The sequence below is a fragment of the Acidobacteriaceae bacterium genome, assembly GCA_028283655.1.
GTDB lineage: Bacteria > Acidobacteriota > Terriglobia > Terriglobales > Acidobacteriaceae > Granulicella.
The window spans coordinates 183,886-205,352 of sequence record JAPWKE010000002.1; the positions used below are offsets into that span (position 1 = coordinate 183,886).

The 21,467-nt window shown below is 60.9% G+C and carries 22 protein-coding genes; 11 read left to right on the forward strand and 11 right to left on the reverse strand.

Annotated elements, in window-relative coordinates; all coding sequences use genetic code 11:
• Window positions 1-11 precede the first annotated feature (11 nt).
• The 5 genes from PW792_02380 to PW792_02400 form a co-directional block, all read right to left on the reverse strand.
• Window positions 12-545: a peroxiredoxin gene (locus PW792_02380; protein MDE1160774.1), complete on the reverse strand. Its 534-nt coding sequence runs from the start codon at window positions 543-545 to the stop codon at window positions 12-14.
• Window positions 546-655: 110 nt separating this feature from the next.
• Window positions 656-1,039, reverse strand: a complete 384-nt coding sequence (locus PW792_02385) for a transcriptional repressor (protein ID MDE1160775.1) — start codon at window positions 1,037-1,039, stop codon at window positions 656-658.
• 291 nt (window positions 1,040-1,330) lie between these two features.
• Entirely contained in the window at window positions 1,331-2,416 is a 1,086-nt protein-coding gene (locus tag PW792_02390; GenBank protein MDE1160776.1) for an FUSC family protein, read from the reverse strand.
• A 230-nt stretch (window positions 2,417-2,646) separates the two neighbouring features.
• Window positions 2,647-3,966 (reverse strand): histidine--tRNA ligase, encoded by a 1,320-nt coding sequence (gene hisS, locus PW792_02395; protein MDE1160777.1) that lies wholly within the window; start codon window positions 3,964-3,966, stop codon window positions 2,647-2,649.
• A gap of 268 nt (window positions 3,967-4,234) precedes the next feature.
• Window positions 4,235-4,690: a hypothetical protein gene (locus PW792_02400; GenBank protein MDE1160778.1), complete on the reverse strand. Its 456-nt coding sequence runs from the start codon at window positions 4,688-4,690 to the stop codon at window positions 4,235-4,237.
• Window positions 4,691-4,782: 92 nt separating this feature from the next.
• On the opposite strand from PW792_02400, the gene PW792_02405 reads away from it, so the two are divergent.
• The 3 genes from PW792_02405 (at window position 4,783) to PW792_02415 (ending at window position 6,725) form a co-directional block, all read left to right on the forward strand.
• Window positions 4,783-5,490, forward strand: a complete 708-nt coding sequence (locus tag PW792_02405) for a sigma-70 family RNA polymerase sigma factor (GenBank protein ID MDE1160779.1) — start codon at window positions 4,783-4,785, stop codon at window positions 5,488-5,490.
• A complete protein-coding gene (locus PW792_02410; protein MDE1160780.1) occupies window positions 5,490-5,828 on the forward strand; it encodes a hypothetical protein in 339 nt (112 codons plus the stop codon). Before PW792_02405 ends, PW792_02410 begins: the two co-directional genes overlap by 1 nt.
• A 552-nt stretch (window positions 5,829-6,380) precedes the next feature.
• The gene (locus tag PW792_02415; GenBank protein MDE1160781.1) at window positions 6,381-6,725 is read left to right on the forward strand and encodes a hypothetical protein; all 345 of its coding nucleotides are present in this window, start codon (window positions 6,381-6,383) and stop codon (window positions 6,723-6,725) included.
• 119 nt (window positions 6,726-6,844) lie between these two features.
• Here the strand turns inward: PW792_02415 and PW792_02420 are convergent, their stop codons facing one another.
• The gene (locus tag PW792_02420) at window positions 6,845-7,372 is read right to left on the reverse strand and encodes a gamma carbonic anhydrase family protein (GenBank protein ID MDE1160782.1); all 528 of its coding nucleotides are present in this window, start codon (window positions 7,370-7,372) and stop codon (window positions 6,845-6,847) included.
• 166 nt (window positions 7,373-7,538) lie between these two features.
• Here PW792_02420 and rpsU point away from each other — a divergent pair, with 166 nt between their 5' ends.
• Complete coding sequence (gene rpsU, locus PW792_02425) at window positions 7,539-7,736, forward strand: 30S ribosomal protein S21 (GenBank protein MDE1160783.1); 198 nt, start codon at window positions 7,539-7,541, stop codon at window positions 7,734-7,736.
• Between the two features lie 231 nt (window positions 7,737-7,967).
• Entirely contained in the window at window positions 7,968-8,468 is a 501-nt protein-coding gene (locus PW792_02430; protein ID MDE1160784.1) for a zinc-ribbon domain containing protein, read from the forward strand.
• A 422-nt stretch (window positions 8,469-8,890) separates the two neighbouring features.
• Here PW792_02430 and PW792_02435 read toward each other — a convergent pair whose 3' ends face one another.
• On the reverse strand, window positions 8,891-10,207 hold the full coding sequence (locus tag PW792_02435) for an MFS transporter (GenBank protein MDE1160785.1): 1,317 nt from the start codon (window positions 10,205-10,207) through the stop codon (window positions 8,891-8,893).
• A gap of 89 nt (window positions 10,208-10,296) precedes the next feature.
• Here PW792_02435 and PW792_02440 point away from each other — a divergent pair, with 89 nt between their 5' ends.
• Window positions 10,297-10,539 (forward strand): type II toxin-antitoxin system VapB family antitoxin, encoded by a 243-nt coding sequence (locus PW792_02440; protein ID MDE1160786.1) that lies wholly within the window; start codon window positions 10,297-10,299, stop codon window positions 10,537-10,539.
• Complete coding sequence (locus tag PW792_02445; protein ID MDE1160787.1) at window positions 10,536-10,931, forward strand: PIN domain nuclease; 396 nt, start codon at window positions 10,536-10,538, stop codon at window positions 10,929-10,931. The genes PW792_02440 and PW792_02445 overlap by 4 nt, the downstream gene beginning before the upstream one ends.
• Window positions 10,932-11,235: 304 nt before the next feature.
• On the opposite strand, the gene pyrR is transcribed toward PW792_02445, so the two are convergent.
• The 3 genes from pyrR to PW792_02460 are packed head-to-tail and all read right to left on the reverse strand — an operon-like array spanning window position 11,236 to window position 13,318.
• Complete coding sequence (gene pyrR / locus PW792_02450) at window positions 11,236-11,838, reverse strand: bifunctional pyr operon transcriptional regulator/uracil phosphoribosyltransferase PyrR (protein ID MDE1160788.1); 603 nt, start codon at window positions 11,836-11,838, stop codon at window positions 11,236-11,238.
• A gap of 53 nt (window positions 11,839-11,891) precedes the next feature.
• Entirely contained in the window at window positions 11,892-12,656 is a 765-nt protein-coding gene (locus tag PW792_02455; protein MDE1160789.1) for a hypothetical protein, read from the reverse strand.
• A 41-nt stretch (window positions 12,657-12,697) separates the two neighbouring features.
• The gene (locus PW792_02460; protein ID MDE1160790.1) at window positions 12,698-13,318 is read right to left on the reverse strand and encodes a hypothetical protein; all 621 of its coding nucleotides are present in this window, start codon (window positions 13,316-13,318) and stop codon (window positions 12,698-12,700) included.
• 517 nt (window positions 13,319-13,835) lie between these two features.
• On the opposite strand from PW792_02460, the gene tkt reads away from it, so the two are divergent.
• Both tkt and rpiA read left to right on the forward strand, forming a co-directional pair.
• Window positions 13,836-15,830, forward strand: coding sequence for a transketolase (gene tkt, locus PW792_02465; GenBank protein ID MDE1160791.1), 1,995 nt, complete (start codon window positions 13,836-13,838; stop codon window positions 15,828-15,830).
• Between the two features lie 372 nt (window positions 15,831-16,202).
• The gene (rpiA, locus tag PW792_02470; GenBank protein ID MDE1160792.1) at window positions 16,203-16,883 is read left to right on the forward strand and encodes a ribose-5-phosphate isomerase RpiA; all 681 of its coding nucleotides are present in this window, start codon (window positions 16,203-16,205) and stop codon (window positions 16,881-16,883) included.
• A 92-nt stretch (window positions 16,884-16,975) separates the two neighbouring features.
• Here rpiA and htpG read toward each other — a convergent pair whose 3' ends face one another.
• Window positions 16,976-18,859 carry a molecular chaperone HtpG gene (htpG, locus tag PW792_02475; GenBank protein ID MDE1160793.1) on the reverse strand — a complete coding sequence of 628 codons (1,884 nt, stop codon included), beginning with the start codon at window positions 18,857-18,859 and terminating at the stop codon, window positions 16,976-16,978.
• 164 nt (window positions 18,860-19,023) lie between these two features.
• Between htpG and PW792_02480 the strand changes: the two genes are divergently transcribed.
• Both PW792_02480 and PW792_02485 read left to right on the forward strand, forming a co-directional pair.
• Complete coding sequence (locus PW792_02480; GenBank protein MDE1160794.1) at window positions 19,024-20,124, forward strand: TonB-dependent receptor; 1,101 nt, start codon at window positions 19,024-19,026, stop codon at window positions 20,122-20,124.
• A 4-nt stretch (window positions 20,125-20,128) separates the two neighbouring features.
• Window positions 20,129-21,466, forward strand: coding sequence for a TonB-dependent receptor (locus PW792_02485; GenBank protein ID MDE1160795.1), 1,338 nt, complete (start codon window positions 20,129-20,131; stop codon window positions 21,464-21,466).
• Window position 21,467 lies beyond the last annotated feature (1 nt).

A 21,467-nucleotide genomic window follows, 5' to 3' on the forward strand; every position in this document is an offset into this window, starting at 1 on the left:
GCTTTCTTTCATTAGACAGCGAGCGTCGACTCGCCCTTCTGCCAGTTGCACGGGCAGAGCTCATCGGTCTGCAGCGCATCCAGCACGCGCAGCACTTCCTGCGGGTTGCGGCCCACCGAGCCAGCCGTCACGTACACGAACTGGATCTCGTTGTTCGGGTCGACGAGGAACGTCGCACGCTGTGCCACGCCGTCTGCGCCGAGGATGCCAAGCTGACCAACGAGGTCGCGCTTGATGTCCGAGAGCATCGGGAAGGGGAGTTCCTTCAGGTCGTCGTGGTTGTTGCGCCATGCGAGGTGAACGAACTCGGAGTCGATCGAGCCGCCGAGAATCTGGCAATCACGGTCGAGGAAGTCCTGGTTCAGCTTGCCGAAGCCAGCGATCTCCGTCGGGCAGACGAACGTGAAGTCCTTCGGCCAGAAGAAGTACAGCTTCCACTTACCGGCGTACGACTCGTTCGTGATCGTCTCGAAGGCCTTGCTGTTGTCGCGGCTTACGGTTGCAGTCAAAGAGAATTCAGGAAAGCTTTCGCCAATTTGCAGCATGGGGTGTATCTCCTTCTGGTTTTTAGGTAACAGGTTCACTGCATGATCCGAAGCAGGGGCCGCGGACCGGAGAGTTGCAAGATGAAGTTGTCGCGCTGTCTTTCTGCGCTCTAGTTCACCGGACCCTTTGCCTGGCACTGCCTGCAAAGTCCGATGACGTCCACGGAGTACCGTTCCACCAGGAATCCTCCGGGAAGCTTTGTTCGTGTCGGCAGAAGCCCAAGCTCCTGCTCCTCGATGTCGGAGATGCTTTTGCACTCCGAGCAAACCATGTGATGGTGTGGCCGCGCGTTCAACTCAACCCGCCGCGTGCCGTGGTGCAGACTCACTTCGCGAAAGATGCCGCAATCTACAAACAGGTGAATGTTCTTGTAGACGGTCGCGAGCGAGATGCTGGGCACCGTCTGGCGCACGATCTCGTAGACTTCTTCCGGCGAAGGATGCCCATGCATCTTCTGCATCACCTCAAACAACACCTGCCGCTGATGCGTCACAGGGATGCCGTGTTCCTGGCAAAGCTCGCGAAATGTGTCTTGAGAGATCACTTGCTAAAAGCTATTAGATGATAAGAATTATCATCCGTCAAGCAGGTCTGTCCTCTGCCTGATGACGCGTCAACCGGAGACTCTACGCTTTCCTGATCTACGTACTCTTGCAGAATCGCAGCTTCTTACAGAATCGCAGCCTTTTACAGGATTGCAGACGAGTCGGAGTAGAGGTGGCCTCTAGGCCACCGTCAGGGAAGCCGATTTCAGGGGCTTTAGCCCCGGCAGCAGGCGCCACCCCTAAAACGGCGTCTCCACCCTGGGCTTCATTCGTCCGTACACCCAGGCCACGCTCTGCCACACGCCATCGATCAGCAACGCCAGGGCTCCGCCAATCGCCGTATTCATCAGTCGAATATGCGCTGCCTGCGTTTCAGAAAAGCCACCGAAGCGGAAGAGGAACACGATGTACAGCGTCATGCAGAGCGAGAACAGCGCATAGTTCACCGCCTGCAGCGCATAGCAGCCCAGGCACGCGAGCATGATCATCGCCGCCAGCAGAGCCACGGGCCAATGATGGACACTATGCGCCAGGAGCAACGCAATCGTTGCGCCGGCAATCGTTCCCGCGACACGCGCAATCGAGCGCGAAAGCGTGCCTGTCCACTGCTGTCGCAGGCAAAGCAGCGCGGTCATCGGAATCCAGTAGCCGTTGCGCAGGTGGTAGTGCCGATAGACCGCTGTCGTCAGCACAATCGTCGTCAGCAGCCGGGTCGAGTACTCCAGCGTGCTCGATCCCCAGCTCATGTGATGATGCAGCCGCTGGCAGTAGTCCTTGGCCCGCGTGACCACAATCGCCTTCGCTGGAGCTTCCTGCCTGCGCAGCTTCGGTAAGCGAACCGCCGCGTGGACACACCACTGCAGCGTCCCGCCCAGCAGCATCGCCGCTGCGCGTCCTGCCGCCTGATGTGGTCCGTTCGGGAAGTAGGTTGCAATCACGAGGTAGACTCCCGCCTGCAGGCCCATCCATCCCGCGCTCGCGCCCAGACCCGACAGCAACCCGTAGTTCAACCCGGCCACCGCAACGACGACGAGCACCACCGGCGTCCACTGCGCGGCAAGCGAACCGGCAAACGTAGCTGTCGTTAGCGCGAGCGTGGCCAGAGCCATGCTGATCAGCGGAGACTCCAGCATGGGATGAAATACTGCAAAGCCTGCGGTGAACGCTCCACCCGCCGCGATCGCTCCAGCCGCTTCATGCCCGGTCAACCGCCCGACAATCAGGCAGCAGCCAATCGCCAGCATCGCCAGCAGCCCTTCATCCACAGTCCGCTGCTCCCACGGAGTAGGCAGCGTGTCGGCGGAGATCGTTTCAAACTCAAACATGAATACAGATCGTTAGATGCAAGAGATACTAGCTCACGGCAGAGTACGTTCTCTGCCCCGTCTGTACTGTCATTCCGAGCGCAGTGAGGGATCTGCTTGCCGCCCACCGCGGCAAAAATCACGCTCAGCCTCATCGATCGTGGACTTCGCTCTCAAACTTCGCGCACGTCGCGTTAGGGCTTTTGCCACCCTTCTACGCAGAAGCCGGGGCTTTCACCCCGGCTTTCCAGCTAACCCCGCAGCTTCGCCACCAACTCCGCGCGAGCCACCTTCACCTGCGCGCCGTCCACAAACGTCTTCACCGTGAACGCATCGCTCGCCACTTCGTCTTCGCCTACCAGCACAATCGCCCGCGCCAGCTTGTCGGCGACGTCGAAGCTCTTGCGCAGCTTGAAGCCGCCATCGCCCACGTCGACGCTCAACCCGGCCGCGCGCAGATCATGCGCCAGCTTCAGCGCCGCCGCATTCTGTTCCTTGCCCAGCGGAGCCACATAGGCATCCAGCTTCGGCTCAGCAAGCGTCGTGCCCGCTGCCGCAGCATCGGCCTCAGCCTGCGCCTGCAGCGTCAGAATCAAGCGGTCTTCGCCAATCGCAAACCCGATACCCGGCGCACGAGGCCCGCCCAGCATCTCGCTCAACCCGTCATAGCGTCCACCGCCCAGCAGCGCATTCTGCGTGCCCAGTCCGGTCGTCACGGTGAACTCAAACGTCGTTCGCGTGTAGTAGTCCAACCCGCGAACCAGCCGGGGATTGATCGTGTACGCCACGCCGCAGGCGTCCAGCGCGGCCTTCACCTGCTCAAAGTGCTCGCGCGACTCGTCGCCAAGATAGTCTGCGATCTTTGGCAGAGCGTTGATGATCTCCTGGTCGTTCTCGTCCTTCGAGTCCAGCACGCGCAGCGGATTCAGATCCGCACGCCGCTGATTGTCCTCGCACAGCAGGTGCTTCACCGGCTGCAACGCCTCACGCAGCGCCGCGTTGTAGCGAGCGCGATCATCGGAGTTGCCCACCGAGTTCAGCTCAAGCTTCCAGCCGCGAATTCCCAGCTCATCGAGCATCGTCGACAGCATCTCGAGAATCTCCGCATCGCGCAGAGGCGACTCCGCCCCCGAGCTCTGCGGCCCGATCACCTCAGCGCCAATCTGCCAGAACTGCCGATAGCGCCCACGCTGCGGACGCTCCCGTCGAAACTGCGGACCGATGTAATAAAGCTTTTGCAGCGCACCGGTCTCGCCCAGCTTGTGCTCGATATACGCGCGCACGACACCAGCGGTATTCTCTGGCCGCAGCGTCAGCATCTGGGCCTTTTCGCTGGCCGCCCGAGCGCGGTCTTCCCACGTAAACATCTCTTTGGAGACGATGTCGGTCTCCTCGCCCACACCGCGAGCGAAGAGTTCGGTGGTTTCGAGCACCGGCGTACGAATCTCGCCAAAGCCATAGCGCGCAAACACGGCGCGCGCGGTCATTTCCACGCGGTTCCACAGCGGAGTCTGATCAGGAAGAAGGTCGCGGGTCCCACGGACCGCTTTCAAAGTTACATTGCTTGCCATCGTTCCCAAGTTTATCAACCACTGACTGGTCTTTGCTTTCGCAGGAAGCAGGAAGCAGGAAGCAGGAAGCAGGAAGCAGGAAGCAGGAAGCAGGAAGCAGGAAGCAGGAAGCAGGAAGCAGGGCTGGGATCGCAGCAGGGGATCGGGTGGGGGCTGTAGGCGGAGGACCGCGGAGGCTCACTCTTCGGCAATGGACTTTGCTACTTGGAGTAGAGGTGGGCTTCAGCCCACCGTCCAACCCAGGCAGAAAAGGGGCTTTAGCCTCGGCCTACTCCGGCACCTTCAGACCGCTCTCATTCACTTCGTCAATCTCTTCCGTCTGCTTGCGCACATCCCAAAGAAATCCCAATCCCATCGCCAACGGAATGACTCCAGCCGCTGCGCCGCAAAGAACATTCCGCACCTGCAGAATCGACGCCAGCGCTATAAAGAAGACGATGACGCCCCCCGCGCTCGCCAGCAACACATACGCCGTCAGCCGCAGGTTGGCCCGGCGACGCATCTGCGTCTGCGCAGGCTTGCCATGGATAATCGCCAGCTCTTCCTCCGTCGGCGGTACCGGCACGCCGCGAGCAATCGCCGCCAGCCGTTCCTGGCTCTGCAACTGACGCTTCCGTACGTCCGACCAGTAACTCGCCACAGACATGCCCAGAATCATCGCGCATCCTGCTACCGGAACAACAAACGGACTATCCACGCTCGTATGCATCATCTCCATCAACATCTCGATCTCTCCTCTTCGGCACGGTGGGCCGGTCATTCTTCGATTACGCTGCGCTTGGACTGCACGCCGAGGCGAAAGTTTCAGTCACCTGGATGAAACTTTCGGCCTCCTCCGCAGTCATAGCGCGTACAGTGTTGCCAACCCGCACACGCGCCTCGCCCATGCCCACGCCGTACACATCGCCGGAAGCCTTCACCATGCTGGTGCGTGAGCATCAGCAGTCTGTCTTTCGCACCCTCACCCGGCTCACCGGCCCCGGGCCGCACGTTGAAGACCTCGCACAGGAGGCCTTCCTCCGGCTCTACCGCGCACTGCCCGAGTTCCGCGGCGACGCAGCCATCAGCACCTACCTCTATCGCATCCTCGTCAACCTCGCGCAGGACGAGTGGAAGCGACGCCGTCGTGAGCGCACCGTCCTCGGCTCCGCTCCCCTCGACGACGAAGACCCCGACGACAATGGCTCGCAGTGGCTCGAAAACCAGCCCGGCGATCACTTCGCCGAGCACGCCCGCACGCCCGAGCAGCAACTCGCCGCCTCCGACCTCCAGCGCATCACCGAAGAAGAGCTCAACCTCCTCTCGCCCACAGAGCGCGCCGTCCTCGTCCTTTACCACCAGGAAGAGCAGACCTACGAAGCCATCTCCACGGCGCTCGCGCTGCCCATCAACACCATCCGCACACACCTCCACCGCGGGCGCAGACGCCTCAGCGACCGCATCCGCGCGCGTCTTGGAGTACCCATTCCCGCGGAGCCCGGAACCGCAATTCCTGCAGCCATAGCCACCGAAGGGAGAGCCTGATGTTTTACGCTAAAGAAGAGATGGAACCGATTCGTCAGGACGACTTCGAAGCCCGCATCGTTGCGGCGCTGGAGCACGCTCCTGCCGCGCCGCCCCCCGCAGAGTTCGCCGCGCACGTTGCTCACCAGCTTCCTGCGCCGCGCCGCCATACGCGCCACCTGCACGTCGGCCGCACGGCCTCGGCTCTGGCAGCCGTCATGCTCCTCGCGCTCATCCTCTGGCTCGCTCCCCGCGCGACGGCCAGCTTTCTGAACCTCGCCTTCGACCTCGAACTTCTGGCGATCACGGTCCTCGCGCTCCTGGCCTGGCTCCTACCCCGCCACTGGCGCGAAGTTTAGCCTCGCACCACTTTGTTCCAACGTCTTCTTGGAGTCGTTCTCCGTTCGACACAGAGTTGATCGAAGCTGTATCAGAGAACTCACGAAGATGGCATCAGGAAACGATTTGTTTTCCCGAACGCAGTGAGGGACATGCAAGTCGCCCGCTGCACCTCGCCGTCCAGCGAGCCACGAAACCCCTTCGCGAACTTCGCGCCGAAACTTTGCGCCCTTAGCGTTCATCCGTTGCTGTTGCTGTTGGAGTAGAGGTGGGCTTCAGCCCACCGTCCCGCGCCGCCACAAAAAGGGGCTTTTGCCCCGGCATCCTCACCACAAAGAGAAAGGGCCGCTCCTAAAAGGAACGGCCCCTATTTGTTGCCTGCTGCAGTTTCGCGAGCGTCACAACAAAAACCTTTACGCCCTACGAAACAAACCTGTTTCCGGCGACAACTCTTCAGATGCGCCTCCCGTAGGTCCCGGTTGCCTCACCTCCGCGAGGCAGCGCCTGCGCACGCCCCGGCATCCAAACCCTTGTCGGTGCTGCTACGAGCGCGCCTCCGTGAAAGGGAATCGATGAACAAGAAAGCGATGTACGCTGCTGCCGCCATCCTCGCCTACTCTGGCATTACGTACGCTCAGGCACCGCCTGCTGCGCCCGCTCCGGGAACCCCCGCTGCTATCTCGCCTTCGCAGCAACCCGCCACTCCCTCCAAAGCAGACCCCACCGCACCCACTGCGGCTCCGACCAAAGACCAGTTAAAGGCGCAGGAGAAGCAAGCCAAGCTCAACGAAAAATCTGCTAAAGCACAGGCGAAGTCGGCCAAGCAGCAGCAAAAGGCGCTCAAGCAGCAGGACAAGGCTCAGGACGCCGCCAAAAAGGCCTCCGAAAACTCCAGCACCCCGCCGCCCCAGCAGTAGAATCCTCCGCCCGAGCACAGCAAATATCTGACAGCAATAAGGGCGGCAGTAGGGTAGGGCTTTAGCCCTGCCGTGCGGGCATATTTCCGAAAAAGTGGCTTCAGCGCGGGGATACGCCTCTAGCCACGCTCCACCCCATCATCCTCGCGATACTCCCGCGAGTACTCCACATAGCCCGCCGCATATTTGCGAATTCCCGCAAGGTCCTCCGCTCCCAGGGTCTTTCGAGCCTTCGCCGGAACTCCCGCCACCAGCGTTCCCGGCGGAACTTCCACGCCCTCCAGCACCAGCGCCCCGGCGGCCACCATCGACCCCGCTCCGATCCGCGCTCCGTTCAGGATCACCGCACCCATCCCCACCAGGACATCGTCTTCCAGCGTGCATCCATGCACCGTGGCGTTGTGCCCAATGGTGCATCGATCGCCCACAATCGTCGGGTGCAGGCCCTTCATGCCATGCAGCACCGCTCCATCCTGCACGTTGGACTCTTCGCCGATCCGGATAAAGTGGACATCGCCTCGTAGCGTCGCATTCGGCCACACGCTCGACCGTGCCCCGATCGTTACTTCACCGATCACTGTCGCTTCGCAATCTACGTAAGCGTCCTCGGCAATTTCCGGTCGCCGACCCCGATGTATCCGTATCATCGAATATTTCCTCTTGAATATTTACCAGGTCAAAACATGGAAATCGGGCAAAAAGCTTGCATTTCAAGGCGGAGCTCATTTTTCCCAAGAAAAACTGTGCAAAACGTCCGTCTTAGCGATATTCTATTAGCTGTAGCCAAGCAGGCCAGGTTTGGAGGTGTTTACTCTGGCAGAAGTACGAGTTCAGGAAGGCGAGCCCCTTGAGAATGCACTGCGTCGTTTCAAGCGCAAAGTGCAGACGGAAGACATTATCAAGGAAGTGAAGCGTCATTCCTTTTATCTGAAGCCGGGCGAAAAGAAGCGTGTAAAAGAAGCGCTCGCCCGTAAGCGGAACCGTAAGAAGGTTCGCAAAGAGCAGGACTAATGTAGGCGTGGCAGAGGAGAGACTTCGGTCCCTCCTCTGTCGCGCAGACTCTCCCCGCAACACCTTTGGTAGAACCGTATTTGAGTCTCGTCTGACGAGCCTTACGGAGCTGCCCTGTACGTTCTCAAGTTCTCGGGCCCGCACCTAACGCAAAAAGGTTGGCACAAGTCCCGCACAGGCCTCTGGCTGGCGGTTGTCCCATCCCGATCCCGCACGATGGGAGAAGGCGCTATGGAATTCGTCGACAGAATCCTGAAATGTTCAGATTGCGGCAACGACTTCGTCTTTACAGCAGGCGAACAGATTTTTTTCTACGATAAGCAGTTCAAGAACGACCCCAAACGTTGCAAGCTCTGCAAGGCGAAACGTGCCGGCATGGGCCGCAGCAACTCGAGTGGTGTCGCTGCACTGCCGCTTTCGCGCACGGAAACCCGCACAGAATGCTCTGCCTGCGGCCTCGAAACCACCGTGCCCTTCAAGCCCACGCAGGGTCGCCCTGTCCTTTGTCGATCCTGTTTCCAGTTAAAGCGTGTCCCCTCTGCGGTAGCGTCTGTGATCGCGATGGACTCTGCCGAAGCGCAGATTGAAGCCCAGACCGAGGCTCTTGTGCAGGAGTTTGCCGCGCAGGTCGCATCTTCGAATGACCCTGTCACCGGCCTTCCGCTGACACTCTCTTCGGAGCAGGACTCCGCTCCGCTCGAACTGGTCGCCGCCGAACTCCCCCAGGCCTAGCCCCTTTGCCTGAACCGTTTCAGGTTCAGGCAATTTTCCTCGCGCAGCAGCTACGCCCCAGCCTCTCTCCAATTTGTCATCCCGAGCGCAGCGAGGGGAGCAGTTTGTCGTGCATCAGCCATACGCCACCAGCGCGTCAAGACTCCTTCGCGAACTTCGCGCCAGAACTTTGCGAACTTAGCGTTAGGCCGTTTCCATTGCCTTTGCTGCCGTCGTTGCCTTTGGAGTAGAGGTGGGCTTTAGCCCACCGTCCCGTACCGCCACGAAAGGGGCTTTAGCCCCGGCGCTCTTCGCCGAAACTCACACCGCGCCCTTCTCCGGTTTGTCATTCCTAACGCCGCGAGCGGCCTGCTTGTCGCCCACGAGGCCACGGACATTCGCCAGGCGTATCTGCCTCCAGCTCTCGCAGCCCACCCGCAGTACTACATACTCACGGCGCGCTTCTTCTGCATCCACCGCCCGGCGATCAGCAGCACCACCATCAACCCGGTGCACAGCCCAAACACACCGCGAATGCTGATGTGGACGGTCAGAATTCCGCTCAGAATCAGCCCCGCAATCTGCGCCGAGAAGATTGCCGACATCATCGTAGAGCCCACGCGCCCCATCATCTCGTGCGGAGTTTCCTGCGCAATCAGCGTCTGCGACGGCACAATGACCGCTGCCGCTGCAATGCCGATAATCACCAGCGCCAGCAGCGCCACCGGTAGCATCGGAATCGCTGCCAGCAGCAACGTTCCCAGGGCAATGCCCGCCAATCCGCAGTAGACCATCGTCGTCTTGCGTGCGTTCTTGGCCTTGCTGTTCAGCACGTTCACGCCGAGCAACATTCCCAGCCCGATCATCGCGCTCGTCAGGCCGAAGATCAGGCGCGACGCATGCAGCGTATCGCGCACATAGATCGCGATCAGCGGGCCAAAGCATCCCAGCACAAACATCGCCGCCGCCAGCGCCATGATGACGAACGAAATGCCCGCATGGTGCACGATGAAGCCCGCACCCTCTTTCATGTCGAGCACGATCTTCCGTACGCCCGTCGGCCCGTTCACCACGACAGCCGAGCCGTCCGCCTTGCTCTCCTCTGCCACCACGGCAGACTTTGCCGGAACGGACAACGCGAGCGTCGCGATCAGGCAGCCCGAAGCCAGAAAGCTCGCCGAATCCACCCAGTAGCAGCACTTCGCCCCGGCCCACGCCACCAGCGACGCCGCAATCGGTCCGCCGATGATGCGCATGATGAACATCACCTGCTGCAGCAGCGCCTGGGCCGAGGGCATTCCATGCCGCGGCACAGCCGTGCGAATCGCCACACCTTGTGCGGGCGAGAAGAAGCTCGACACCACGCTGATCGCGGCCAGCACAATATAGAAGCCCCATGCGCTATGGACGAGCAGCAGGCAGAGCACGAGTCCCGCACGCAGAAAGTCGCTCGCCACCAGCGTCGGCTTCACCGGCCAGCGGTCCACAAACACGCCGCTCAAAATGCCCAGCACCGCAATCGGGCCGAGGTACGCGATCTGGATGCCGGTCACCTGCTGCGCGGTGGCGTGCAGGTTGAAGGTCATCACCGTAATCACGGCAAAGAGCGCGAGAAAGTCTCCAAACGTCGACACAATCTGCGCATACCAAAGCCGCCGCATCACCGGAATGCGCAGCACCTCGCCCATGCTCATCGGCTCGGGGACAGGGGAGGGAATCGGAATAGCTTCGGTCGCCGGAGTCTCTGCGTTTGCGGTCATAGGGGTTCAGGTTTCAAGACGTTTCTGCGCGCAGAATATTGCATCCATACACACGGTTTGTGCGATTCTTACACACGCGGGGTGAACCTATGCGAACAAACATCGACATTGACGACAAGCTCATGCAGAAGGCCATGAAGGCCAGCAAGCTCGAAGTAAAGACCAAAAAGGCTGTCGTGGAAGAAGCCTTGGAGCTCTATGTGCAGATCAATGCACAAGCGACCATCCGTGGTCTGCGTGGCAAGGTCGAGTTCGACCCCACCTATGACCACAAAGCCCTTCGAGGAGGAGAGTCAAAAACTCAGCCTCGCTCTCGGGCTCGCGCTGCATGACCCTCGTCGATACCAGCGTGTGGATCGATTATCTTCGCAACCGTTCGACGCCTGCAACGCAGTGGTTGGACTCGAACCTTGAGCGGCAGCGCATCGGCCTCACAGACCTAGTATTTCGCGAGGTTCTTCAGGGGGAGCGTACCCTCGACGGCATGAGCACGCTGGCAGAAGCTTTCAACGGTTTTGAGGTGCTCACGACCGGGGGGCGAGAGCTCTCGCTCGCCTCTGCAAAGAACTACATCACACTGCGCAACCGGGGTATTACGGTCCGCAGTACTATCGACTGCCTGCTGGCAACGCACTGCATCCGCGAAGGCCATCGCCTTCTGCACAACGACCGCGACTTCGACGCTTTTGAAAAGCACCTCGGCCTTGCGGTGGTTCGCCCCTAGCGGAGCTCTACCGCTCCGCTACTTGCACCACCTTCATCGGGTTTGTCCTCCCGAACGCAGTGAGGATCCTGCATGTCGCTGGCCGTGCCGCCTCGGCCCGCGAGCCACTACACCTCTTTGCGAATTTCGCGCCCAAACTTCGCGCCCTTAGCGTTAATCCATTGCCGTTGCCGTTGGAGTAGAGGTGGGCTTCAGCCCACCGTCCCACCGCCCCACAAAGAAGGGGCTTTAGCCCCGGCCTCGCACCAACAAAAAGCAGAAGGCCCCACAAGGGGCCTTCTGCTTCCGTACCTGTCATTAAAAATCAGTCGACCAACTCAACCAGCAAGACCTGCTCGTCGCCATCAATCTCGCGCAGCTTCACTTCGATAATCTCGCGGCGGCTCGTGGGGATAATGCGTCCGATGAACTTCGCTTCGATCGGCAGCTCGCGATGTCCGCGGTCGATCAGCACCAGCAACTGCACGCTCTTCGGTCGGCCGTGATCAAACAGCGCGTCCAGCGCCGCGCGAATCGTGCGACCCGTGTACAGCACATCATCCATCAGGATGATGTCTCGGCCCGTCACATCAAAGCCAATCTCGGCCTGCTCGACCACCGGACGCACATCGCGCGTCGAAAGATCGTCGCGATAGAAGCTGATGTCCAGCGTGCCTACATCCACCGGCTGCTTTTCGATGTTCGTGATCAGCTTGCCCAGGCGCTCTGCCAGCGGCACGCCGCGGCGCTTGATGCCCACCAGGCCAACGTTCGCGGAGCCATTGTTGCGCTCCACAATCTCGTGGGCCAGGCGCACCAGCGTGCGCTCAATCTCGGAGGCCGACATCAGCCGGCTTTTTTCGCGCAGCTTCGGGTTCTTCGGCTTGACTGCGGTTTCAGACGTCTGCGGAGTGTTCGCTTCGCTCATTGTTCACACAGGATAACAAGCGTCGGCCCGCGAGCGTTCTTTCCTGCCTGCGATTAGCGAACTTTGCGCGAACGTAGCGCCCCGGCAAACGCTCCGCCGACCGCTGAAAACCCGAGATAGCTCAGGCAGAACAGCGCCATCGACGTCAGCAGCAAACCTGCGCGAAACTCCGGCTGATCAAAGGTATGGGCCACGCTCATCACCGTTGCGGCATCCGCGCCCGTCGTGCTCTGCATCATCGCCGCGCGTATCTGCGCAAACATCGCCTCAAGCTGTCCATCGACGCGCCCGGCGTTGTGCCACACATAGCGCTGCAGCAGCATATCCACCGTATTCACCGTGGACATCGCCATCATCACCAGTAGTCCGGTCAATATGCCCAGCCGCGCTCCAAAGCCCGAGCTGAGTACCGTCTGTTTCGATAGCGAGACATAAAAGCCCAGCGCCGCTACCGGAGCGCCAACCGCCCACAGAAACGCCAACAGGCTTACAGCAGGCAGCGGAAGGCTCACAATCGCCAGCACCAGCGCGATGCCAGCGCAGATCGCCGCCGCCTTCACGCCATGCCGCCACGTCCTATCTGCAGCCACAGGAGCACTTGCCGAAGTCGTTGCCGCCACAGAGCCATCTGCCGCCAGAGGAGGAGCTTCCGCCCGCACCGCTTCGCCCTCTTCCAGGGCTGCGCGCTCCGTGGCAATCCGGTCAGCGAGTTCTTCCGAGAGCCGCACCTGCGGCATTCCGCAATGTGAGCAGTAGGTCAGCGATCCGTCTTCATCGCTCTGCACGGCGTACGTGCAGCGTGGGCAAAGGTGTTGCATGCAGTCCTAGGGTACAGGCAGCGGAGCCTCCGCGTCCCGCTTTACTGCTCGTTGCGGTCCTTGTCGCCGTCATGGAAGCTCACCGACCCCGGCAGATCCAGCGCCACCAGGCCAATCTTCGTGCCGCCACTCTTGGCTTCAATCCCCGCAATATGCTGGTGCTGAGGAGACCCCGCCCGCAGCTCGATCTTGCCGTCGCCCGTCTCGATCACATGCACATGGCCTGAGTTCTTCTCGTCGTTGTCCTTGCACGTCAGCCCCTGCTCCGTACGCACCGGTGCGCCGATCGTCGTATCGCCCTGGCACTTGATCACCGCACCATACTTCGACAGATCTTTGCGATAGAAAGCCTCTACCTTGGACGGCACATCTGTCGTTTGATACGCCGCCGCCACCACGCCCAGGTGGAAGTCGCCAAAGTCGAGATTGACGTTGGCGGCCTGCTTGTCCTTGCCATCTTCATGCACCACGCTCGCGCCCGGATACACGGTAAGGCCAAGGTTCTTCGCCACCTTTGCGTCATCGGTCTTCACATGCACAGAGCCGAACGGCGTACCGACATCGACGCTCTCGTTCTTGCCCTCTCCATGCTTGGAGACGTAGCAGCCGGTCAGCGCACTCAGGGATACAGCAGCAAGCAAAGGAAGAACGTAACGAGTCATAGCGAAAAACCTCTCCAGGGAAACTTTGTGAAAGAGCATACGCTGGCCTCCGTCAAAAGGTTCCCTGATTCTCCCACCCTGCTTTTCGTCTCCATTTTCTCGTCCCCACTTTTACCTTCGCTCCAGTCATACCCTCGAGCCACGAACCCCTTTGCGAACTTTGCGCCGAAACTTTGCGTCCTTAGCGTTAATCCGTTGCCGTTGCCGTTGCCGTTGCCGTTGGAGTAGAGGTGGGCTTCAGCCCACCGTCTCGCCGCACCCACGAAAAAGGGGCTTCAGCCCCGGCCCCTGGCCCCTGGCCCCTGGCCCCTGAGCCCTGGCCCCTCGGCCCTCCAAACTCCCACCACCTCAAAAACCACCGTTCATCTCCCTGATAACCAAAGCGCGGCGCAAGACTGTACACTGAACGTCAGCAGTGGCGTTCGCCATGGGCGAACCTGCAGGCGAGGCATCGTCTCCCGCTGCTCCTGTTTCTTGTCTAAAACCCTTAGAAACCGACAGAAGGACTCCAAAGCGCATGAGCGAACTTTCGCAACAGGAACTTGATCAGCTTTCCATCAACACCCTCCGGCTTCTCGCCGTCGACCAGGTACAGAAGGCCAACAGCGGCCATCCCGGCGCGCCCCTCGGCTGCGCCCCCATTGCCTACCTCCTCTTTCATAAGTTCATGAAGTACAACCCGAAGGAGTCGCTCTGGAGCGACCGTGACCGCTTCGTTCTCTCGAACGGCCATGCTTCGGCGCTGCTCTACGGCACGCTCCACCTCGCGGGTTTCAAGGTCTCCATGGACGACCTTAAGCAGTTCCGCCAGTGGGGTTCCATCACCCCCGGCCATCCCGAGTCTCACGAGACCGACGGCGTCGAAGTCACCACTGGCCCCCTCGGCCAGGGCTTCGCTGAAGCCGTTGGCCTCGCCATCGCCGAAAAGCACCAGGGCGCTGTCTACAACAACGACAAGTACAAGATCGTCGACCACTACACCTACGTCCTCTGCGGCGACGGCTGCCTGATGGAAGGCATCTCGCACGAAGCGTCCTCGCTCGCTGGCACCCTCAAGCTCAACAAGCTGATCGTGCTCTACGACGACAACCTCATCTCGCTCGACGGCCCCACCGACCTCTCCTACACCGAAGACGTCACCAAGCGCTTCGAAGCCTACGGCTGGCACGTTGAGTTTGTCGCCGACGGCAACGACCTCGATGCCATCTCCAAGGCCATCGAAGCCGGTAAGTCGCAGAAGGAAAAGCCCACCCTCATTCGCGTCCGCACCGTCATCGGTTACGGCGCACCCAAGGCAGGCACCAAGTCCGTCCACGGTGAGCCCCTCGGTGTCGAAGGCACCAAGGCGGCCAAGACCTTCTTCGGCTTCGACCCCGAACAGAGCTTCGTCGTTCCCGATGCTGCCCTCACCAACTGGCGCAAGGCGGAAGAGAAGGGCGCAAAGGCTGTTGCCGAATGGCACGAGCGTTTTGACGCTTACAAGAAGGACTTCCCCGAACTCGCCGCCCAGTACTCGCGCACCTCGGAAGAGAAGCTTCCCGAAGGCTGGGAAAAGGCTCTGCCGGTCTTCCCGACCGACAAGGGCGTTGCCACCCGTAACGCCGGCCAGGTCGTGCTGAACAAGCTCGGCGCGGTTCTGCCGGAGCTCTTCGGCGGCGCGGCGGATCTCACCTCGTCCACGAAGACCATCTTCAAGGACTCCGAGAACTTCCACGACGACCCCAAGGGCCGCAACGTCTTCTTCGGCGTCCGCGAGTTCGGCATGATGGCTGCGGTCAACGGAATCTCCGCCCACGGCGGTCTCTTCCCCTTCGGCTCCACCTTCTTCACCTTCTCGGACTACTGCCGTTCGGCGCTCCGCATGGGTGCGCTGCAGCACTCGCGTTCGCTCTACATCTTCACTCATGACTCCGTCGGCCTGGGCGAAGACGGCCCCACCCACCAGCCCGTCGAGCACCTCTCCGCTCTCCGTGTCATCCCCGAACTCACCGACTTCCGCCCCGCGGACGCCAACGAGACTTCGGCCGCATGGGGCCTCGCGATGGAGCGTGGCGGACCGGCCTGGATGGCTCTCTCCCGTCAGGACCTCCCGGTCCTCGATGAGAGCAAGTACAAGGTCTTCGCAGGCGTTCGCAAGGGTGCGTACATCCTCGAGAACTACGGCACGGATCTCGTCCTCGTTGCCACCGGTTCGGAAGTTGAAGTCATCCTGAAGGCTGCAACGGAGCTGAAGGCCGCCGGTATCGGCGTCACCGTCGTCTCCATGCCCAGCTTCAAGATCTTCGAAGAGCAGACCGCAGAGTACAAGGACTCGATCTTCCCCAAGACCACGAAGGTGATCTCGGTGGAAGCGGCAGCCACACAGTCCTGGTACAAGTACGTCGGCCGCGACGGCTACGCGATCGGCATCGACCGCTTCGGTGCTTCGGCTCCCGGTCCGCTGGTTCTCGAAAAGCTCGGCATCTCCGTCGCCCACGTTGTGGAAGTGGCGAAGAAGCTCACCGGCAAGTAACCCCTCATCCCTGTACCTGCAAGGATTTAGGGCACAGGGTGTAGCAAGCAAACGCGCTCCGCACCAATGTGCAGCGCAGATTCACAAAGAGCGAGCGGCTTCGGCCGCTCGCTCTTTGTTTTCACCGCCACGTACTTCTGCTGATCTCGACACTGCACCCCGTCACTCATCTCCGGTTTGTCATCCCGAGCGCAGCCGACGGGGGCCTGTGTCGCCAGCCGCGCCACTCAAGCCCGCGAGCCACGAAACCCTTCGCGAACTTCGCGTTAATCCGTTGCCGTCCCGCGCCGCCACAAAGGGGCTTCAGCCCCGGCCGCATCCTGCCCCCGCAAACCCCTACACCCCGCGCCCGAAACCCTATACCCTGTCTCTATGACGCAGGACGAAGCAAAGACACTCGTAGGCAAACGCGCAGCGGCGATGGTCGAAGACGGCATGGCCGTCGGTCTCGGCACCGGAACAACCTCCGTGCAGTTCATCAAGGCTCTCGGCGAACGCGTGCAGCAAGGCCTCAAGATCCGCTGCGTCGCCTCCAGTGAATCCAGCGCCGACCTCGGTCGCTCCCTCGGCATGGACGTCACCACGCTCGAAGATCTCCCCCAGCTCGACCTCTACATCGACGGCGCCGACGAAATCGCCCCCGGCCTCGCGCTCATCAAGGGCGGCGGCGCCGCGCTGCTCCGCGAAAAGATCGTCGCCAGCGCGGCCAAACGCTTCATCGTCGTCGTGGACGAGTCCAAGATCGTCTCCCAGCTCGGGAAATTCCCGCTCCCCATTGAAGTCGTCAAGATGGCCCGCTCGCTCGTCGAACTCAAGCTCCAGGCCATCGGACTCAAGCCCACGCTGCGCATGAAGAAGGACGGCTCCGGCCCTCTCCTCACCGACGAGCAGAACTACATCCTCGACTGCCACGACGTCATGATCACCGACCCCGAAAAGCTCGCCGCCGAGATTCGTTCCATCGTCGGCGTCGTCGAGCACGGCATCTTCCTCGGCATGGCCGAGTACGCCCTCGTTGCAGGCGAAGACGGCGTCCAGGAGTACCACGGCTAACCCGCCTCAGCTTCAGAAGTAGCAGTGGCTTCAGGCCTCAGCCTCACGCAAGAACGCCTCCCGTAAGGGAGGCGTTCTTGCATCCGGCCGAACTAAATCGACTCGTTCAGCACCCGGTTCAACCGTTGCACAAACGCCGCAGGGTCCTTCAACGCGACGCCTTCCAGCAACAGCGCCTGGTCAAACAACAGCCACGCGGCATCCTCCACCTTGCTGTCATCCGCCATCAGCTTACGGATGATCTCGTGGTCAGGGTTCACCTCCAGCGTGGGTTGCATCTCCGGCATGCCGGTCTGTCCCATCGCCTGCATCATCTGCCGCATCCGTGCGCTCGGCTCGTCCTCATCGGACACAATCACCGAAGGGCTGTCCGCCAGTCGCGACGACGCGCGAACGTCCTTCACCGACTCGCCCAGCGCCGCCTTGATCTTCTCCAGCAGCGGCTTCAACTCCTCCGCCTTCTCCGGCGCGGACTCATCCTTCAAGTCCTCCGAAGTTGCCGACTTGTTCACCGCCTTGAAGTCGATCTCGCCATACTTCTCCACCGTCGAGAACACAATCTCGTCGATGTCGTCATCGAGTATCAGCACCTCGATGTCCTTCTTTTTGTAGATCTCCAGCAGCGGCGACTTCCGCAGCATCGCCTCCGACCCGCCGGAGATGTAATAGAGCGCCTTCTGCTCCGCCTGCATCCGCTCCTTCGCCTCAGCCAGCGACGTCAATCCGTCCACCTTCGTCGACTTGAATCGCACCAGGTCCAGCAACGCTTCGCGGTTCGCATAATCGCCATACAGACCTTCCTTCAGCGGACGGTTGTACTGCGTAATGAACTGCGCGTACTTCTCTTTGTCGTTCGTCGCAATCGTCTTCAGCTCGGAGAGAATCTTCTTCACGCTCGCCGTCTTGATGCTCGTCAGCACCTTGTTCTGCTGCAGAATCTCGCGCGACACATTCAGCGGCAGGTCTTCCGAATCGATGATGCCGCGCACAAAGCGCAGGTACTGCGGCAGCAGGTCCTTCGCATCATCCAGGATGAAGACGCGCTTCACATACAGCTTCACGCCGCCCTTGTAATCCGCCTGGTAAAGGTCCAGCGGTGCCTTCGCCGGAACGTAGAACAGCGTCGTGTACTCCAGCGTGCCTTCCGCATGGGTGTGGAACCAGAACAGCGGGTCTTCCCAGTCACCGGTCAGCGACTTGTACAGCTCCTTGTAATCCTCGTCCTTCAGCTCTGACTTCGACCGCCGCCACATCGCGCTCGCCGCGTTCACCTGCTCGGTCGTGCGCGTCTTCACGGACTCTTTCTTCTCTTCGTCCCAATCGCTCTTGTCGTACGTCAGAAAGATCGGGAACGCGATGTGGTTGGAGTACTTCTTCACGATCTCCTGCAGCCGCCATCCGTTGGCATACTGCGCGCCCTCGTCGTTGAAGTGGATCAGCACCGTCGTGCCCGCGTTCTCGCGAGCCTCCGCTCCGCTTACCTCTTCAATCTCGAAGCCCGTCTTGCCATCGCTCGTCCACTTCCAGGTCGTCTCCTCGCCAGCCTTGCGCGAGAACACCTCGACCTGATCGGCGACCATGAACACCGAGTAGAACCCGACGCCAAACTGCCCAATCAGGTTCGAGTCCTTCTTCGCATCGCCCGAAAGCTGCGACAGAAAGTTCTTCGTTCCCGACCGCGCAATCGTACCCAGGTGCGCGACGAGATCTTCCTCGTTCATGCCCACGCCCGTATCGGAAAGCTTGAGCGTCTTGGCGGCTTCATCCAGCTCCAGATCAATACGCGGCGCGGCAATGCCACGCCCCACCATCGCCTTGTACGTCTCATCGGTCAAGCTCAGATGCCGCAGCTTATCCAGCGCATCCGACGAGTTGGACACCAGTTCGCGAAGAAAAATCTCCGGGTGAGAGTACAGCGAATGAACGATCAGCTGAAGCAGCTGCGAGACTTCGGTTTGAAATTCCTGTTTCGACATATCACTGCCTATTATTCCTGAAACCAGCGCCAGACTAAAGCCGTCACACCAACCGAACAGCGCCCGCCCATGAGGCCGCCAACACTAAGAGCTACATAGGAATAACGCAACCCCAGCTAATTAGGACTATAATAGTCGTAATTAGTTCGGAGGTCTCGTTTCAAATGTTTGCCCCTGCTGTTCCGCTTCTCTTTCTCCTTCTCGGAGGCTCCCCTCTTGCTGCTTCTGCTGTTCCCGCTCCTGGCACGCCCCGCGCTCACTTGAGCGGCTTTGTCAGTGATGCCTCTGGTGCTGGCGTTCCCAACGCCGCCATCACCCTTGAAACCCAGGACGGCCAAAACGTCGCCGCCACCGTCTCCGACGCAACCGGCCACTATCGGCTTGAGTTCACCGTCCGCGCCGGAGTTCACTACAGCGAGCGCGTCATCGCAAAGGGCTTCCACACCTCCGTGCAGCAGGACGTTCCGCTTCTCGAAGGCGTAGATCGTGTCAACGACATTCATCTCAGCATCGGCTCCGCCTCGGAGACCGTCACCGTAACCCCTACGGAGTCCAAGGGCAACGGCGAGCTCGGCACCGTCGCGCAGGCAGGCATCCTCGGCACCCTCAGCCTCGACGAGATGCCGTACTCTGCCACCAGCTATACCTCGCAGATCGTCCTCGACCAGCAGGCCCAGACCGTCTCCGACGTCCTCCGCAACGAGGTCGGCATTCAGGAAGGCAACGGCCGCTACTCTGAGAACCAGTACCTCACCCTCCGCGGCTTCACCCTCGAAGTTGGCCAGGCGCTGTACAACGGCATCCCCGGCCTCGTCGACGCGCGCAGCCCGTCGATTGAAAACATCGACCGCTTCGAAATCTTCAAGGGCCCCAGCTCCTTCCTCAACGGGGCCAGTCCCTACGGCGCTCCCGGCGGCACCGTCAACATGGTCACCAAGCGTGCCGGCGAGCAGCCGTACTACCGCTTCGACGGCGGCTACTCCTCAAACAGCGAGAAGGAAGGTCACATCGACCTCGGCCGCCGCTTCTTCGCCAACAACGCTCTCGGCGTCCGCGTCACTCTCGGCGGCCGCGCAGGCAACACGCCCATCGACAACCAGGCAGAGAACGTCGCCGACGGCGCCATCGGCCTCGACTACCGTGGTAAGAAGTGGCACGGCAGCTTCGACCTCAGTGATGAAGCCCGCAGCATGTTGGGCTCGCGCGACGCCATCTACTTTGACTACGTCACAGGCAACGTCCCCCAGGCTCCCAAGCTGACGTAACAACATCTTCGACCACTCTTCGACCTACACGCACCACCAGCTTTCTCTGCTGGCCAAGGGCGACTACAGCCTCACCGACAACGTGCAGATCTTCGGCGCCTATGGCTATGCGCACGGCATCGAGTCCTACACCGGTCCCGGCCTCAGCTACCTCGAAAACGAGCAGGGCGACGCCACCGTCTACAACCTGCCCGACACCTCAGACATGCACACCAGCGTCGGTCGCGTCGGCGCCCACATCACTGCAAAGACCGGCCCCGTCCGCAACGAGATCACCGTCAACGGCGATTATCTGCAGATCCTCGCTGGCTACTTTTACGAGTACGGCGACTCGTACAGCACGAACATCTACCACCCCATCGCGCTCACGCCGCTTGTTCCCAAGGTCGCTGGCCTCAAGAACATCCCCAACACCAACCTCAACCGTCTTTCGAGCGTCGCGATCGCAGACGTTGCCACCGCCTTCAACGGCAAGCTCATCGTCATCGGCGGCGTGCGTGGGCAGTGGGTCGGGGAGAAGGAGTACTTCTCCGAGATCGATCGCGGATCCAACAACACTCCCGTCGGCGTAGCCTGCACGGAAAACTGCAGCTACAACAAGGGCGTCGCCAGCCCGTCCATCGCAGCCATGTACCACCTGCCCAAGGGCTTCTCGGTCTACGGCAACTTCATGCAGGACCTCCAGCAAGGGCCCACCGCTCCCGATGGATCGGCCAACCAGAGCCAGGTCTTCGCTCCCTACGTCGCTAAGCAGGAGGAGGTCGGAGCCAAGTACGAGCACGGCTCGCTGCTCGCCACCGCCGCCCTCTTCCAGATCACCGAACCCAACGGCGTCCTCAACCCCACGACGAACCTCTACGCCGTAAACGGTGACCAGCGCAATCGTGGCCTCGAGCTCGAAGTCTCCGGCAACATCGTGCCCAGCATCCGTGTGAACGGCGGCATCAGCTTCATCGACGCCCGCCAGAGGAACACCGGCGTCACCTTCGAGAACGACTCCAACGACACCGGCGGTACCGACGGCAAGCGCGCCCAGGGCATCCCCGGAACGCAGAGCAACCTCAACGTCGAGTGGACCGTCCCGAAGCTCCGTTCGCTCAACCTCGACGCTCGCGTCGTGGCCTCCAACGGCCAGTGGGGCGATACCGCCGAGCAGCTCCGCATCCCCGCCTGGGCACGCCTCGACATTGGCGGACGCTATCAGATCAAGACGAAGTATCCTATCGATCTTCGTGTGAACATCGACAACGTCACCGGCAACAACTACTACGAGTCCGGCCTGCTCGGTCTTAGCCTCGGCGCTCCTCGCGCCCTGCGCATCTCCTCCGGCATCCACTTCTAAA

Coding starts and splice junctions, on each gene's coding strand:
- PW792_02380 (MDE1160774.1), bottom strand. CDS start 545: ATGCTGCAAATTGGCGAAAGCTTTCCTGAATTCTCTTTGACTGCAACC.
- PW792_02390 (MDE1160776.1), bottom strand. CDS start 2,416: ATGTTTGAGTTTGAAACGATCTCCGCCGACACGCTGCCTACTCCGTGG.
- hisS (MDE1160777.1), bottom strand. CDS start 3,966: ATGGCAAGCAATGTAACTTTGAAAGCGGTCCGTGGGACCCGCGACCTT.
- PW792_02400 (MDE1160778.1), bottom strand. CDS start 4,690: ATGTTGATGGAGATGATGCATACGAGCGTGGATAGTCCGTTTGTTGTT.
- PW792_02405 (MDE1160779.1), top strand. CDS start 4,783: ATGAAACTTTCGGCCTCCTCCGCAGTCATAGCGCGTACAGTGTTGCCA.
- PW792_02410 (MDE1160780.1), top strand. CDS start 5,490: ATGTTTTACGCTAAAGAAGAGATGGAACCGATTCGTCAGGACGACTTC.
- PW792_02415 (MDE1160781.1), top strand. CDS start 6,381: ATGAACAAGAAAGCGATGTACGCTGCTGCCGCCATCCTCGCCTACTCT.
- PW792_02420 (MDE1160782.1), bottom strand. CDS start 7,372: ATGATACGGATACATCGGGGTCGGCGACCGGAAATTGCCGAGGACGCT.
- PW792_02430 (MDE1160784.1), top strand. CDS start 7,968: ATGGAATTCGTCGACAGAATCCTGAAATGTTCAGATTGCGGCAACGAC.
- PW792_02435 (MDE1160785.1), bottom strand. CDS start 10,207: ATGACCGCAAACGCAGAGACTCCGGCGACCGAAGCTATTCCGATTCCC.
- PW792_02440 (MDE1160786.1), top strand. CDS start 10,297: ATGCGAACAAACATCGACATTGACGACAAGCTCATGCAGAAGGCCATG.
- PW792_02445 (MDE1160787.1), top strand. CDS start 10,536: ATGACCCTCGTCGATACCAGCGTGTGGATCGATTATCTTCGCAACCGT.
- pyrR (MDE1160788.1), bottom strand. CDS start 11,838: ATGAGCGAAGCGAACACTCCGCAGACGTCTGAAACCGCAGTCAAGCCG.
- PW792_02455 (MDE1160789.1), bottom strand. CDS start 12,656: ATGCAACACCTTTGCCCACGCTGCACGTACGCCGTGCAGAGCGATGAA.
- PW792_02460 (MDE1160790.1), bottom strand. CDS start 13,318: ATGACTCGTTACGTTCTTCCTTTGCTTGCTGCTGTATCCCTGAGTGCG.
- tkt (MDE1160791.1), top strand. CDS start 13,836: ATGAGCGAACTTTCGCAACAGGAACTTGATCAGCTTTCCATCAACACC.
- rpiA (MDE1160792.1), top strand. CDS start 16,203: ATGACGCAGGACGAAGCAAAGACACTCGTAGGCAAACGCGCAGCGGCG.
- htpG (MDE1160793.1), bottom strand. CDS start 18,859: ATGTCGAAACAGGAATTTCAAACCGAAGTCTCGCAGCTGCTTCAGCTG.
- PW792_02480 (MDE1160794.1), top strand. CDS start 19,024: ATGTTTGCCCCTGCTGTTCCGCTTCTCTTTCTCCTTCTCGGAGGCTCC.